At 60.4% G+C, this 15,563-nt stretch carries 10 protein-coding genes; 8 read left to right on the top strand and 2 right to left on the bottom strand.

Annotation, left to right across the window (positions count from 1 at the left end; all coding sequences use genetic code 11):
* Positions 1-169 precede the first annotated feature (169 nt).
* From AC1RN6_RS22120 to guaD, 6 genes are all read left to right on the top strand, one after another.
* The gene (locus AC1RN6_RS22120; RefSeq protein ID WP_493007612.1) at positions 170-1,078 is read left to right on the top strand and encodes a LysR family transcriptional regulator; all 909 of its coding nucleotides are present in this window, start codon (positions 170-172) and stop codon (positions 1,076-1,078) included.
* Positions 1,079-1,430: 352 nt separating this feature from the next.
* Complete coding sequence (locus AC1RN6_RS22115) at positions 1,431-2,729, top strand: NCS2 family permease (protein ID WP_094564782.1); 1,299 nt, start codon at positions 1,431-1,433, stop codon at positions 2,727-2,729.
* A 219-nt stretch (positions 2,730-2,948) separates the two neighbouring features.
* Complete coding sequence (gene xdhA, locus AC1RN6_RS22110; protein WP_493007611.1) at positions 2,949-4,460, top strand: xanthine dehydrogenase small subunit; 1,512 nt, start codon at positions 2,949-2,951, stop codon at positions 4,458-4,460.
* 12 nt (positions 4,461-4,472) lie between these two features.
* Entirely contained in the window at positions 4,473-6,845 is a 2,373-nt protein-coding gene (xdhB, locus tag AC1RN6_RS22105) for a xanthine dehydrogenase molybdopterin binding subunit (RefSeq protein WP_493007610.1), read from the top strand.
* Between the two features lie 128 nt (positions 6,846-6,973).
* The gene (gene xdhC / locus AC1RN6_RS22100) at positions 6,974-8,065 is read left to right on the top strand and encodes a xanthine dehydrogenase accessory protein XdhC (RefSeq protein ID WP_493007609.1); all 1,092 of its coding nucleotides are present in this window, start codon (positions 6,974-6,976) and stop codon (positions 8,063-8,065) included.
* Between the two features lie 136 nt (positions 8,066-8,201).
* Positions 8,202-9,503 (top strand): guanine deaminase, encoded by a 1,302-nt coding sequence (gene guaD / locus AC1RN6_RS22095; RefSeq protein ID WP_493007608.1) that lies wholly within the window; start codon positions 8,202-8,204, stop codon positions 9,501-9,503.
* Between the two features lie 67 nt (positions 9,504-9,570).
* Here the strand turns inward: guaD and AC1RN6_RS22090 are convergent, their stop codons facing one another.
* Positions 9,571-10,752: a branched-chain amino acid ABC transporter substrate-binding protein gene (locus tag AC1RN6_RS22090; protein WP_493007607.1), complete on the bottom strand. Its 1,182-nt coding sequence runs from the start codon at positions 10,750-10,752 to the stop codon at positions 9,571-9,573.
* A 282-nt stretch (positions 10,753-11,034) separates the two neighbouring features.
* Here AC1RN6_RS22090 and mutS point away from each other — a divergent pair, with 282 nt between their 5' ends.
* Together mutS and AC1RN6_RS22080 are read left to right on the top strand one after the other, a co-directional pair.
* Positions 11,035-13,734, top strand: coding sequence for a DNA mismatch repair protein MutS (mutS, locus tag AC1RN6_RS22085; RefSeq protein WP_493007606.1), 2,700 nt, complete (start codon positions 11,035-11,037; stop codon positions 13,732-13,734).
* Entirely contained in the window at positions 13,731-14,681 is a 951-nt protein-coding gene (locus AC1RN6_RS22080) for a hypothetical protein (RefSeq protein WP_493007604.1), read from the top strand. The genes mutS and AC1RN6_RS22080 overlap by 4 nt, the downstream gene beginning before the upstream one ends.
* A gap of 208 nt (positions 14,682-14,889) precedes the next feature.
* On the opposite strand, the gene AC1RN6_RS22075 is transcribed toward AC1RN6_RS22080, so the two are convergent.
* A complete protein-coding gene (locus AC1RN6_RS22075) occupies positions 14,890-15,444 on the bottom strand; it encodes an FKBP-type peptidyl-prolyl cis-trans isomerase (RefSeq protein WP_493007603.1) in 555 nt (184 codons plus the stop codon).
* Between the last annotated feature and the right edge of the window lie 119 nt (positions 15,445-15,563).

Here is a 15,563-nt window from a genome sequence, read left to right as displayed (position 1 = left end):
TGCCTCCTGGTTGTTAGGTCCTGATGCGCCGGAAGCAAAACAACGATGCCCCTCAGCTAGTGAGATGCATCCTATAACCAACAATATTGTTTGATAAGGCCAGTAAATATCTGTTTATTCCGTACTAAAAATATGGAAACATAGTAAAAGTATTGAATAAGGAGGATTTATGGACAAACTCAAACAGATCGAAGCGTTCGTGTCCGTGGTCGAAAAAGGCAGCCTCGCCGCCGCCGCGCTGGAAGAAAACATCACCCCGGTGATGCTGGGCCGACGTATCGACGCGCTGGAAAAACGCCTCGGCACCAAGCTCATGCATCGCACCACGCGGCATCTGACGCTGACCGAACAAGGCAGCGTCTTCCTCGATCATTGCCGCAAGCTGCTGGGCGATATCGAGGTGGCGGAAAAAAGCATCGCCGAAGGCCGTCACAAGGCCACCGGCCATCTGGTGGTCTCGACGCCGGCAGCCTATGGACGGCTGCATGTGGCGCCGCATGCGCCGGCTTTTCTTGCGCATCATCCGGAAGTGCAGATCTCGTTCAACCTGACCGACCGCGTGGTGGATCTGGTGCGTGAAGGCTATGACCTGGGCATCCGCATCGGCGGCGCAATCGAACCGAGCTTCGTGGCGGTAAAGCTGGCCAGCAATCGCCGCGTGGTGTGCGCCGCGCCGGAATACCTGCACCGCAACGGCATCCCCAAGACGCTGGACGATCTGGCCGATCACAATTGCCTGGCCTTCAACCTGCAGGGCGGGCAACAGCGCGGCTGGTATTTTCAGCAAGGCGGCAAACCGATCATCATCCGCGCGCAAGGCAATCTGGATTGCAACGACGGCGAGCTGCTGCACCGCTGGGCCAGCGAAGGACTGGGGCTGGCGTGGCGCTCCACCTGGGAGATTCAGGCGCAACTGGCCTCGGGCGAACTGATCACGGTGCTGGACGAATACGCCCTGCCTCATTACGACATCATGGCTGTGTATCCGCAGCAACGGCATCTGCCGGCGAAGACGCGTTTCTTTATCGATTACCTGAAGGAGGTATATTCGCAGCCGGATTACTGGACCAAGGGTTAAACACCCCGTTGGCACAGCTTAATTTCGCGATTTATAGCGATTCGATACATTCCGATCAGGAATTCCACGATTGGAATGATGGCAAATCGTCATTATTTGATTTTCTCATCACCATATACCCATAAGCTTATAGTTGATATTCCCTATGCCTTACTTTTTCACCAAATATTTCAACGACATTACATACGCTGCAATCAATCTGCTCGGAGGTGGTTTCCAGGGATGGGAAGCGGCGCAAAACAAGATACAAATCAGAACGCCCATTTTTTGTGGACCTGAGAAATCCACAAGTTTTCTGGCGTATAAAAAAGAATCGCGCACTGTACACACTGCGTAAACGGAGACAATTCTCATGACTTTTCTAGATAAATTTTTCAAACTCAGCGACAACGGGACGACCGTCCGTACCGAGCTGCTGGCCGGTCTCACGACCTTTCTGACGATGGCATACATCATCTTCGTCAACCCATCCATTCTCGGGGATGCGGGTATGCCAAAAGATTCGGTGTTCGTCGCCACCTGTGTGGCGGCGGCAATCGGCACATTGATCATGGGCCTGTACGCCAATTACCCGATCGGCCTGGCGCCGGGCATGGGGTTGAATGCCTACTTTGCTTACGCCGTGGTCAAGGGCATGGGCTTTCCGTGGCAGGCTGCGCTGGGCGCGGTGTTCATCTCCGGCTGCCTGTTCCTGCTGGTGAGCCTGTTCCGTATCCGCGAGCTGATCATCAACGCCATTCCGCATTCATTGCGTACGGCGATACCGGCGGGGATAGGACTTTTCCTCGCGCTGATCTCGCTCAAGAACGCCGGCATCGTGGCCGCCAGCCCTGCCACGTTCGTCACCATGGGCAACCTGCATGAAGCCGCACCGGTGCTGGCCATCATCGGTTTCCTGGTGATCGTTGCGCTGGATCAGCTGAAGGTGCGCGGCGCGCTGCTGATCGGCATCCTGAGCGTGACGGTGCTGAGCTTCATCTTCGGCGGCAATCACTTCAACGGCGTGTTCTCCGTCCCGCCCTCGGTCTCGCCGACACTGTTCCAGCTGGACCTGAAGGGCGCGATCTCGATGGGTCTGCTGAACGTGGTGCTGGTGTTCTTCCTGGTGGAACTGTTCGACGCCACCGGCACGCTGATGGGCGTGGCGCAACGCGCAGGTCTGGTGAAGAACGGCAAGATCGAACGCATCAACAAGGCCTTGCTGGCTGACAGCGGCGCCATTGTTGCCGGTTCGCTGCTTGGCACATCGAGCACCACTGCCTATATTGAAAGTGCAGCAGGCGTGCAGGCAGGCGGACGCACCGGCCTGACTGCGGTGGCTGTTGCCGTGCTGTTCCTGCTGGCGCTGTTCATCGCGCCGCTGGCCGGCGTGGTGCCGGCTTATGCGACGGCGCCGGCGCTGTTCTTCGTGGCTTGCCTGATGCTGCGCGAACTGGCCGACATCGACTGGAACGACACCACCGAATGCGTGCCTGCTGTCATCACTGCACTGGTTATGCCGTTCACGTATTCGATCGCCAACGGTCTGGCGCTGGGCTTCATCAGCTATGCCGCACTGAAATTGCTGACCGGCCGCGTCAAGGACGTGTCGGCGGTGATCTGGGTGATCGCGGCAATCTTCCTGTTCAAGATGGTGTATCTCGGCGCCTGATGAACAGCAAGAAGCGGTAAGCAGATAGAAACATTGGCGCCGTCATACGGCGGCGCCAATGACAGAGCAACAAGGATTTTTCAAAGAGAAAGCTTCAACAATCTGTCGCAACAATCGGCAGCGGCAAATAAGTTTTCTCTCTAAAAGGTCCCGGCACAGATCTTGAATCACAGTAACCAGTCAGTAGTCGATAGCCAATTTTTTATAGCAAAGCACACCATGTCAGAACCGATTCGCTTCTATTTCCGCGGTGAGACCCATCAAGTCGATGGACTGCCCAATACACGCACCGTTTTGCAGCATTTGCGCGAAGACCTGCATTGCACCGGCACCAAAGAGGGTTGCGCGGAAGGCGACTGCGGCGCCTGTACGGTGGTCGTGGGCGAGTTGCGCGGCAACGAGCTGGAACTGAAGACGGTCAACTCCTGCATCCAGTTCGTGCCGACGCTGGACGGCAAGGCGCTGTTCACGGTGGAAGACCTGAAGCAGAACGACGGCTGCCTGCACCCTGCCCAGCAAGCCATGGTGGAGTGCCATGGCTCCCAATGCGGCTTCTGCACGCCCGGTTTCGTGATGTCGCTGTGGGGCTTGTACCTCAAGCATGAACAAGACAACGTCACGCCGACTTCGCGCGAAATCGACGATGCCCTGTCCGGCAACCTGTGCCGCTGCACCGGCTACCGTCCTATCATCGATGCGGCACGCCGCATGGGCGAATTGCCGAAGGTGACTTTCGACCGTGCGCCGGTAATGGACGCCTTGCGCGCCATCCAGCGTGAAGAGCCCTTGAGCGTCACCCACGCCGGCCAGACTTTCCACGCGCCGCGTACGCTGGCGCAACTGGCGACGCTGCGCAGCGAACTGCCGAAAGCGCGCATCCTGGCCGGCTCGACCGACGTCGGCCTGTGGGTGACCAAGCACATGCGCGACCTGGGCGACATCATCTACATCGGCCAGGTGGAAGAACTGCGCCATATCGCCAGCAAGGACGGCTGGCTGGAAATCGGCGCCGGCGTCACATTGGAAAAAGCCTACGGCGCGCTGACCGAACAATATCCGCAAGAGCTGACCGAACTGTGGCAGCGCTTTGCCTCGCTGCCGGTGCGCAATTCCGGCACGCTGGGCGGCAACGTCGCCAACGGTTCGCCGATCGGCGACTCGATGCCGTGGCTGATCGCACTCGGCACCGAGATCATGCTGTACGGCGTCGACGGCCAGCGCATCATGCCGCTGGAGGATTTCTATATCGCCTATCAGAAGTCGGCGATTCTGCCGAACGAGTTCGTACAAGGCGTGCGCGTGCCGCTGCCGCGCAAGGACGTTGCTTTCCGCGTGTACAAGTTGTCGAAGCGTTTCGACCAGGATATTTCGGCGGTCTGCGCGTCGTTTGCTTTCCGTCTCGACGGCGGCAAAGTAGTCGATTCTCGCATTGCTTTCGGCGGTATGGCGGCGACACCGAAGCGCGCCGCGCTGGCCGAGGCGGAGCTCAACGGCAAGGAGTGGAGCGAAGCCAATGTCAAAGCGGCAATGCTTGCGCTGGCGCAAGATTACGCACCGCTTTCTGACATGCGCGCCTCTTCGGCGTATCGTATGAGAACGGCACAGAACCTGTTGTATCGCTACTGGCTGGAAACGCGCGCCGACGCGCCGTTGCAGGCTGCTTCCGTGAGCGCCTTTGTGCACGGTAAAAACGCCGCTGTCGCTTCTGCTACTGCTCCACAGATTGCTTAGGAAGGAAACGCAATGAACAAGCAAACTGAAGAATTCATGTCCGTCAAGAATCCCCAAGCTCTGTCCGCCTGGACCGAAGTCGGCAAACCGCATCCGCACGAATCCGCCATCCTGCACGTGACCGGCGAAGCCACCTACACCGACGACATCATCGAGTTGCAAGGCACGCTGCATGCTGCGCTCGGCCTGTCGACCAAGGCTCACGCCAGGATGCGCTCGATTGATCTGAGCAAGGTCAAGGCGTCCGCCGGCGTGGTCGCGGTCTATACCGCTGACGATATCCCCGGCGAAAACCAATGCGGCGCCATCATCAAGGATGACCCGGTACTGGCCGACGGCCTGGTGCAATACGTCGGCCAGCCGATCTTTGTGGTTGTCGCCGACAGCCACGACAACGCCCGCCGCGCTGCGCGCCAGGCCGTGATCGACTATGAAGAACTGCCGGCCATCCTGACGCCGCGCGCCGCGCACGAGGCCGAATCCTATGTGCTGCCGCCGATGCACCTGTCGCGCGGCAATCCGGCCGAAGCCTTCGACAAGGCGCCGCACAAGCTCAAGGGCAAGCTCGACGTCGGCGGCCAGGAGCAGTTTTATCTGGAAGGCCAGATCTCTTACGCCATTCCCAAGGAAGGCCGCGGCATGCATGTGTATTGCTCGACGCAACACCCGAGTGAAATGCAGCATCACCTCGCGCACGTGCTGCACGTCGCCTCGCATGACGTGCTGGTCGAATGCCGCCGCATGGGCGGCGGTTTCGGCGGCAAGGAATCGCAATCGGCCTTGTGGGCCTGTGCTGCGGCAGTCGCTGCGGTGCGCCTGCGCCGTCCGGTCAAGCTGCGCGCCGACCGCGACGACGACATGATCGTCACCGGCAAGCGCCACTGCTTCGCCTACGATTACGAAATCGGTTACGACGACAACGGCCGCATCGTCGCCGCGAAGATCGACATGGTGTCGCGCGCCGGTTTCTCGGCCGACTTGTCGGGTCCGGTGGCGACCCGCGCCGTGTGCCACTTCGACAATGCCTACTACCTGTCGGATGTGGAAATCCACGCCATGTGCGGCAAGACAAATACGCAGTCGAACACCGCTTTCCGCGGCTTCGGCGGCCCGCAAGGCGCGATCGCCATCGAATACATCATCGACGAAATCGCCCGCAATCTCGGCAAGGATGCGCTGGAAGTGCGCCGCGCCAATTTCTACGGCAGCAGCGACGGCGACGGTCCGGATGCGCGCAACACGACGCACTACGGCCAGAAGGTGGAAGACAATGTGATCGCAGCCCTGGTCAGCGAACTCGAACGCACCAGCGGCTATCAGGAACGCCGCAAGGCCATCCACGCCTTCAACGCCGAGAACACCATCCTCAAGCGCGGCATGGCGCTGACGCCGGTGAAGTTCGGCATTTCGTTCAACGTACCGCATTTGAATCAGGCCGGTTCGCTGGTGCACGTGTATACCGACGGTTCGGTGCTGGTCAATCACGGCGGCACGGAAATGGGCCAGGGTCTGAACACCAAGGTGGCGCAAGTCGTCGCCAATGCGCTCGGCCTGCCGCTGGATCAGGTGCGCTGCACGGCTACCGACACCAGCAAGATCGCCAATACCTCGGCCACCGCCGCGTCAACCGGCAGCGACCTCAACGGCAAGGCGGCGCAAGATGCCGCTTTGCAAATCCGTGCACGGCTGGCCCAAGTGGCGGCCAAGCATTTCAGCGCCGAGGCGGCCGACGTGCGCTTCGCCGACGGTCTGGTGTCTGTGGGTGAGCAATCGATTCCTTTCGACCAGCTGGTGATGCAGGCTTACCTGCAACGCGTGCAGTTGTGGTCGGACGGTTTCTACTCGACGCCGAAGGTGCACTGGAATTCCAAGACCATGACCGGTCATCCGTTCTTCTACTTTGCCTATGGCGCGGCAGTCGCTGAAGTGGTGGTCGATACGCTGACCGGCGAGTGGCGCCTGATTCGCGCCGACTTGCTGTACGACGCCGGCGAAAGCCTGAACCCGGCGATCGACGTCGGCCAGGTGGAAGGCGGCTTCATCCAGGGCATGGGCTGGCTGACGACGGAAGAATTGTGGTGGAACAAGGACGGCAAGCTGATGACGCATGCGCCGTCGACCTACAAGATTCCGGCGGTATCGGACTGCCCAACGGATTTCCGCACGCAGCTGTTCAAGAACAGCAACGTCTCGGACACCATCCACCGCTCCAAGGCGACCGGCGAACCGCCGCTGCTGCTGCCGTTCTCGGTCTTGCTGGCGATCCGCGATGCGGTATCGGCCGTGGGCGAACATCGCATCAATCCGCCGCTGCGCGCACCGGCGACCAGCGAGGCGATTCTGGATGCGATTGATGCAGTCAAGGCTGCACAAGTTACGCAGTAATTTTTATTAACCGGAGTGGTCAACAAAATGTTGATGGCAAGGCGCGCCGACGCAGACAGTACGAGCAGTATGGCGAGGAGACGCAACGCCGCCAGCGACGTTTTGTTGACCACGACTCAGGGGAATTCATGACCACATGGCTTGCCGCACTCAAAGACTTGCACACCACCGCCATCCCGGCGGTATTGGTAACGGTAGCGACCATTCAAGGGTCGACGCCGCGCGAGGCGGGTGCGCGCATGGTGTTTACGGCCGACGGCCAGTACGACACCATCGGCGGCGGTCATCTGGAATGGCGTGCGGCGCAGATTGCACGCGACATGCTGGTCGCTGATCCGGCGGTATTCTCCAGCACCCGCAAATTCGAACGCATCGCGCTCGGACCGAGTCTGGGTCAATGCTGCGGCGGTGTGGTATTCCTCGCCTTTGAACGTATCGATCAGCACAGCGATGCGCGTACAGGCGCGATGCTGAGCGAGCTGGAACATCATTGGCGCAACGGTGTCGACGTCTGGCGCGCAGTTGCGCTGGAGGCTAGCGAGCCGACGCTGCTGTATGAACTGGAAGGCGAAACCTGCGACCTGAGCGCGCCCGACAACGGCCTCGACGCGGCGATGTTCCGCAACGCCGGCAATACACACGTGACGGAAGACCGCTACGGCCGCCGCTGGCTGCTGGACCGCTGCCGCGCGCATCAGCCGCAGGTGGTGCTGTTTGGCGCCGGCCACGTCGGCGCGGCCATTGTGCGCGTGCTGGCAACCCTGCCCTGCCGCGTGCTGTGGGTGGATGAGCGCGAAGACATGTTCCCGCCCGATCTGCCGATGCAGGTGACGGTGGAAGCCACCGACGTACCCAATGCCGTGGTGGACATGGCCGAACCGGGCGCTTACTTCCTCGTGATGACGCACAGCCATGCGCTGGACCAGCAACTAAGCGAACGCATCCTCAAGCGCGAAGACATCGGCTGGTACGGCCTGATCGGCTCGTACACCAAGCGCAAGCAATTCGAACACCGCCTGCTCGATCGCGGCATCACGCAAGAGCAGTTGAACAAGATGACCTGCCCGATCGGTATTCCGGGCATCTATGGCAAGGAACCCGCCAGCATCGCGATCGCGGTGGTGGCGCAACTGATGCAGTTATGGGAAATCCGCTTCCAACAGCCGGATCGCAAGTTCAAGGCGAGACTGGCCACACAGATGCTGGACGGCCGGAGCTAAAAGGACAACCGGACCGTCGCCTCGGCAGTATCTGTTCCAGCGTAGTTTTACCCCATACCAGTATCATTCGGTTGTCGCAGTTGCCGCTCACGCCTATGCAGGGCAGCACGCAACCGAATAGCCTAAAAGGATCATCATGACTTCCCACGTGCAAGCCTATCGCGCCAGCCTGCTCCATTTCCGCAACGACCCCGCCTTCGACGAACATGCCACGCAATGGCATAGCGACGGCCTCCTGATCGTCACCGACGGCAAGATCGTCGCGGCCGGGGACTACAGCAAGCTGTCCGCTTCCCTGCCCGCCGATTGTGAATTGCATGACTACCGCGGCAAGATCATCACGCCCGGTTTCATCGACACCCACGTCCACTATCCGCAGACCGACATCATCGGCTCGCCCGCACCGGGCTTGCTGCCGTGGCTGAACACCTACACCTTCCCCGCTGAGCGCCGTTTTGAGAGCGGCGAGCATGCCAGTGAAGTAGCCGACTTCTTCCTGGCTGAACTGCTGCGTAACGGCACCACCACGGCGGCAGTGTATTGCACCGTGCATCCGCAATCGGTCGATGCCTTCTTCACCCGCAGCAGCGCACTGAACCTGCGCATGGTGGCCGGCAAATGCCTGATGGACCGCAATGCGCCGGACTTCCTGCGCGATACGGCTGAGAGCGGCGCGCGCGAAACCGAAGATCTGATCAATCGCTGGCACAACAAGGGCCGTCAGCACTACGCGATCACAGTGCGTTTTGCACCGACCTCGACGCCGGCGCAACTGAAGCTGGCCGGCGAACTGGCGACGCAATACCGCGACACCTACATCCAGACCCACGTTGCCGAAAACACCGATGAGGTGAAATGGGTCAAGGAACTCTTCCCCGACTGCCGCAGCTATCTCGACGTCTACGACCAATACGGCCTGATGCGCGAGCGCGCACTGTATGCGCACTGCATCTGGCTGGACGACGCCGACCGCGCGCGCATGGCGGCGACGCAATCGGTGGCGACCGTGTGCCCGACGTCCAACCTGTTCCTCGGCAGCGGCCTGTTCGATTTCGCCAATGCCGACAAGCTGCGCATGCCGGTGTCGCTGGCGACTGACGTGGGCGGCGGCACCAGCTTCTCGATGCTGCAGACGATGAATGAGCTGTACAAGGTCGGCCGCATGGCCGGCACGCATCTGGCCGCGCAGCGCATGTTCTACATGGCGACGCTGGGCGGCGCGCGCGCGCTGCAACTGGAAGGTACGATCGGTAATTTTGCGGCCGGCTGCGACGCCGACTTCATCGTGCTCGATCCGAAGGCGACGCCATTGCTGGCGCGCCGCAGCGCGACAACGGACAGCCTGGAAGAGCAGCTGTTTGCACTCGCGATCCTGGCCGACGACCGCGCGATTGCGGCGACGTATTCAGCGGGTGCTTGCGTACATACGCGCAGCTAAACCAAAGCAACCGTTTCTTTGAGGCTTGGGGTGGACAGCGATTGCTGTTCACCCTTTTTTATTGGCGTCAGCGGACGCAACGCGCGCTCATGGCCTTGTTGGCGGAGAAGGTCTTGACCGGTTGCCAGCCGGACTGCTCGGCGTGGTACAGCGTGTACATTGGATTGACGCTGTTCCCTGACTGGTCGAAGGCAATCTCGCCGCTCAGGCCGACATGGCGGACGCGGCGCAAGGCGTCGCCGATCTTGACCGGATCAGTGGAATCGGCCTGGTGCACAGCCTGGATCAGCACGCCAGCCGCGTTGTAGGCATAGCGGGAAAAGGTGCTGGGCGGACGGCCGTAACGCGCGGTGTATTTTTGCCGAAAGGATTTCCAGGATAAACATTGCTCTTGCGCGATGTCTGGCTCCAGCGAATACAGGTTGGCATCGCCGTCATCTGAAAAACGCTGGTTGATGGCGCCGCCGGTAAGCAGAATTCTGGCGTTGATTTTCATACGCTGCACCGCTGCGACGAAGGCATTGAGCTGACCGGTATTGGCAGCGAAGAAAACTACATCGGCTTGTTTTTCCTGCACTGCACGCAACGCGGCATTGAAATCCGAGGTTTTGCCGCTGACCTCATTGCGTACGACGACGCTCTTCGACCAGGTCGTCAGTTCGGTGACGAAACTGTTCACCAGCGTCTGACTGTAGGGTGTGTTGTTGCCAACCACGGCGATGCGTTCGCCATGCAGGAGATTGACGGCGGATTCGGCCAGGTACACGCCGGTGTTGGTGGTGCTGCCGAGAATGCGGAATGTGGTCTTGTAGCCTTGCTTGGTGAATTGATTTCCCGTTGCTGTGAAATTGACCTGCGGAATGCCGGCCTGCTCATAGGTTTTGGCGGCAGCCATCGCCGGCCCGGTAGTCCAGTGGCCGATGACGCCGGAGACTTTCGTTTTGACGAAATACTTCGCCACATAAATCGCCGTGTTCGGATCGCTTCGATCGTCTTGCACAGACAAGGCAAAGCGTATCGGCTGGCGCCCATTGGCGGCGCGCTGTTGATTGGCTTCTTCGATGGCCAGCTCGGCACCCTGCCTGGCGCTTTGCACCATGAGGTCGGACAGCGGTCCGGCAAAACCGATCAGCGCGGTCGCCTGGTTCTCATCCGTCTTCGGCTCCGCCGCGCGCGCGCCTGTCATGCAGGTCGCCGTCAGCAGGCTCAGGGTGAATCCGGCGACGATATGATGGTTCTTGCGCAGCATAAGAATTCCCCGTTGCCGCGGCCTCGCAATGAGGTCGTCGCAGGACGCGGATTGAAAATAATTGTAGCGCATACCGTCGCGTATGTTTTCCGATTTTTGCGCACTCGCGATGTCGGTGAACAACAAGCCTGACGTGCAAGTCGGACAAGACAGCAACACTTCCCCGGCAGGGGTTTCCCTCGTCCGGGATGCCGGTACGGAGTAAAATGGCAGATCGCCAAAATCTGATAGCAGGATGGCGCCACAGCAAACCTTGCTGATCCGGCGTCGACAATTGACTGAATGACCAAACACCAAAAATCTACCGTTGAATCCGACCCGGGCAGCGCGGGCGGCGAGAAGCATACGCCGATGATGATCCAGTATCTCCGCATCAAGGCGGAGTACCCCACCACGCTGGTGTTTTACCGCATGGGCGACTTCTACGAACTGTTCTTCGACGACGCCGAAAAAGCCTCGCGCCTGATGGGCATCACGCTGACGCAGCGCGGCTCTTCGAACGGTTCGCCGATCAAGATGGCGGGCATCCCCTTCCACTCCGTCGACCAATATCTGGTCAAGCTGATCAAGCTGGGCGAATCGGTGGCCATCTGCGAACAGATCGGCGACCCGGCCACCAGCAAGGGGCCGGTGGAACGCAAGGTGGTGCGCGTGATCACACCGGGCACGCTGACCGACTCCGACCTGCTGCCGGAAAAATCCGAGCGGCCGCTGCTGGCGATGAACGTCGCCGCCGGCAAGCAACGCAAATCCGTTACGGTCGGCCTGGCCTGGCTGTCGATGGCCAGCGGCGCTTTGAAGCTGATGGAATTCACGGTCGAGCCCGCCTTGCTGGAAGCCCGCCTGAAGCAGGAACTGGAACGCATCTCGCCGGCAGAAACGCTGGTCGGCGACAGCGAAGAAGCGGCTTACTCCCACATTCTCAGCGGCAAGCCGACCACCGTGCCGGACTGGCACTTCGACCAGCCGAGCGGTGAAAAGTCATTGCTGGATCAACTGTCGGTTGCCACGCTCAACGGTTTCGGCGCGGAAGGCATGACAGCCGCCATCGGCGCCGGCGGCGCGCTGTTGCGCTACGCGCAGTCGACCCAAGGCAAGGGCCTGCAACATGTGCGCGCCCTCACCGTGGAATCGGAAAACGAATTCATCGGCCTCGACGCTTCCACCCGCCGTAATCTGGAACTGACCGAAACCATCCGCGCACAAGACGCCAATGCGCTGGCGCCGACACTGTTCTCGCTGCTCGACCATTGCCGCACGGCGATGGGTTCGCGTCTGCTGCGTCACTGGCTGCATCACGCGCGCCGCGATCAGCGTATCGCCAAGGCACGCCATGCTGCGATCAATGCGCTCATGCGTACCGACGCCTGCTCGGGCTTGTCGGCGACATTGGCTGCGGTGCCGGATATCGAACGCATCACCACCCGTATCGCCCTGCTGTCGGCGCGTCCGCGCGACCTGGCCGGCCTGCGCGCCGGTTTGCAGCAGCTCGGTTCGCTGCGTAATTACGTCGCCATGTGCAGCCGTGATGCCGATGCGCCGTTGCTGCTTGAATTGCACGACGCGCTGGCGACGCCGACCGAATGCGTCGACTTGCTGGAACGCGCCATCATGCTGGAACCGGCAGCGATGGTGCGCGACGGCGGCGTGATTGCGCGCGGCTTCGACGCTGACCTCGACGAGTTGCGCGGCCTGTCGGAAAACGCCGGCCAGTTCCTGATCGATCTGGAAACACGCGAACGGGCCCGCACCGGCATCGCCAATCTGCGCGTCGAATACAACAAGGTGCACGGCTTCTACATCGAAGTCACGCACGGCCAGACCGACAAGGTGCCGGACGACTATCGCCGCCGCCAGACGCTCAAGAACGCCGAACGCTACATCACGCCGGAACTGAAAGCCTTCGAAGACAAGGCCTTGTCGGCGCAGGAGCGCGCCCTGTCGCGCGAAAAATTCCTTTACGACCAGTTGCTGCAGGATCTGGCGCCGCACATCGTCACGCTGCAAGCGATTGCGCATGCGCTGGCACAACTCGACACGCTGGTCGCGCTGGCCGATCACGCTGCGCGCAACAACTGGTGCGCCCCGCAATTGGTCACTGAGCCGACTATCCTTATCGAGCAAGGTCGCCATCCGGTGGTGGAAAACCAGATCGAACGCTTCATCGCCAACGATTGCGCCTTCAGCGCCGACCGCAAACTACTGCTGATCACCGGCCCCAACATGGGCGGTAAATCGACCTTCATGCGCCAGGTGGCGCTGATCACGCTGCTGGCTTACATCGGCAGCTTCGTGCCGGCGACCAGCGCGACGATCGGTCCGATCGACCGCATCTTCACGCGTATCGGCGCGGCAGATGACCTGGCCGGCGGCCGTTCGACCTTCATGGTGGAAATGACGGAGTCGGCCTCCATCCTCAACAACGCGACCGAAAATTCGCTGGTGCTGATGGACGAAGTCGGCCGCGGCACATCGACCTTCGATGGTCTCGCGCTGGCATGGGCGATCGCCAAGCATCTGATCGATGTGACGCGCAGCTTCACGCTGTTCGCGACGCACTACTTCGAACTGACGCAGTTGCCCGATGTGCATCCGACCGCGTCCAACGTACATTTGTCAGCGGTGGAACACAAGGACAGCATCGTTTTTCTGCATGCGGTGCAGGCCGGGCCGGCGTCGCAAAGTTACGGCTTGCAGGTGGCGCAGCTGGCCGGCGTGCCGACGCCCGTCATCCGCGCTGCGCGCAAGCATCTGACCGCACTCGAAACGCAGTCGGTGCAGACCACGCCGCAGTTTGATCTGTTCAGCACGCAGACGCACAACGCACGGGACGATGATGACGCCGACGATGCGCCGCCCGCGCCGCAGGATCCAGCCGCACTGGCGGTCGCCGAAGCACTGGCCGACATCGATCCGGACGCCATGACGCCGCGTCAGGCGCTGGAAGCCCTGTACCGTCTCAAGCAACTGGGCAGCGCATGAAGCTAACGCTGAAGCCCTTGCGCGCGCTTGTCTTTGCTTGCACAGCCGTGTTCATCAGCACGGTGATGCCAACGGCGGCGGCGCAAGACAGCTTTCAGTTCGGTGTGATCGGCCATTCTTTTTCCGGCAATCCGGATGGCGCGGTGCTCAGCAAGGCCTTGACCGAAAGCGACGCCGACAATCTCGCCTTCGTCGTCGTCAACGGCATCAAATCGGCCGCAGAGCCTTGCAGCGATACGCTCTACAGCGAACGCCGCGATCTGTTGAAGGAGGCGGAGAACGGCGTCATCGTTTCGCTCGCGGCGAGCGACTGGGTCAGCTGCCGCAACAAGAACGGTTCGATAGCGATTGAGCGCCTGAACCGCGTGCGCGACCTGTTCTTCCCCGATGAATTTTCATTCGGCGCCAGCAAGGTGCCGCTGTTCCGCCAATCAGTGACGCCGAAGTTTCGCAGCTATACGGAGAACGCGCGCTGGGAGTTCGGCAACATCTTGTTTGCGACGGTCAACCTGCCTTCCGCCAACAATCACTTCCTGCCGGACGGCGGCCGCAACAGCGAATTCGAAGACCGCATGATCGCCAACAAGGATTGGCTGCAGCGCCTGTTCACCTTCGCCACGCAAAGGAAGATGGCCGGCATCGTGCTGTTCACCGACGGCAATCCGCTGGCACAACCGAGCCAGCGCCCCTTCCTGCTGCGCGGCCAGCGCGACGGTTTTGCCGAAGCGCGTCAGCGCATCACCACACTGGCTGGCGAATTCCGCGGCAAGGTCTTGCTGGTGCATGGCGAAAACCTGAAAAGCGAATCCAACGCCGGCATTCTCTGGCGCCGCAATCTGGGCAGCATCGGTGTGGCGTCGGGGTGGTCGAAATTTGCTGTCGATGGTGGCAAGCCAAATCTATTTACACTCGCTAACGAGACGAAATCGGCGCCGGCTTCGCAGTAATTTTTCCGCTCATGAGCATGCTCGTCAAATCAGCTTTTCTGCTTTGCTCACGCGCTGATACACCGCTGGGTCGTGACTTTCGTCAGGACCATGGATGAAGTGTCTGAGTTGAAACACCCATAAAAAAACGCAGCCTGAGCTGCGTTTTTTATTAGCATCAAATCTGTTCACTGTCCGTAGCGAGAAGCCTCAGCAGTGTGGGCAGATTTTAGTGAATCGGCTGACTGCGGAAGTGATCGCCTTCTTCGCCGTCGTCATCGCCATGATCGTGACCGTGGTCATGATGGTGATGGCCGTGCGGACCGTGCACGTGCTGGTGCTGGATTTCTTCTTCAGTCGCTTCGCGCACTTCGGTGACGTTCAGGTCGAAGCGCAGTGCGATACCGGCCAGCGGATGGTTGCCGTCGAGGACAACCTTGTCGTCGGCGATTTCAGTCACGGTGAAGATCACCGCAGCCTGGTTTTCATCGTCCGGCGAGCCTTCGAACTGCATGCCGACTTCGATCGGCGATGGCAGGCGATTCTTCGGTTCGATCTTGACCAGTTCCGCATCATATTCGCCGAAAGCATCTGCCGGTTCAACCTGGATGGTCACGTTGTAGCCGGTTTCCTTGCCGTCCAGCGCTTCTTCGATCTTCGGCAGCGTGTTTTCGTAACCACCGTGCAGATAGACCATCGGCTCCTGGCTTTCTTCGATCAGTTGGCCTTGCGCGTCGGACAGTTTGTACTTGACGGAAACGACGGTATTTTTGGCAATCTTCATGTATGCCCCTTCTCTTGGTTCTGGTTCATCGGTCATTGCAGGTCTGGTGAAGCGCCGGACTGAACCGGCGACAACCTGCTACGTGTTTGCTGTTGTTGCGAGGGCCATATTCTGGTGCG

The organism is Herbaspirillum sp. GW822-FHT03A08 (genome assembly GCF_058801885.1).
Note: the sequence above shows the minus strand (reverse complement) of the source record. Positions and strands in the feature narration are given on the sequence as shown.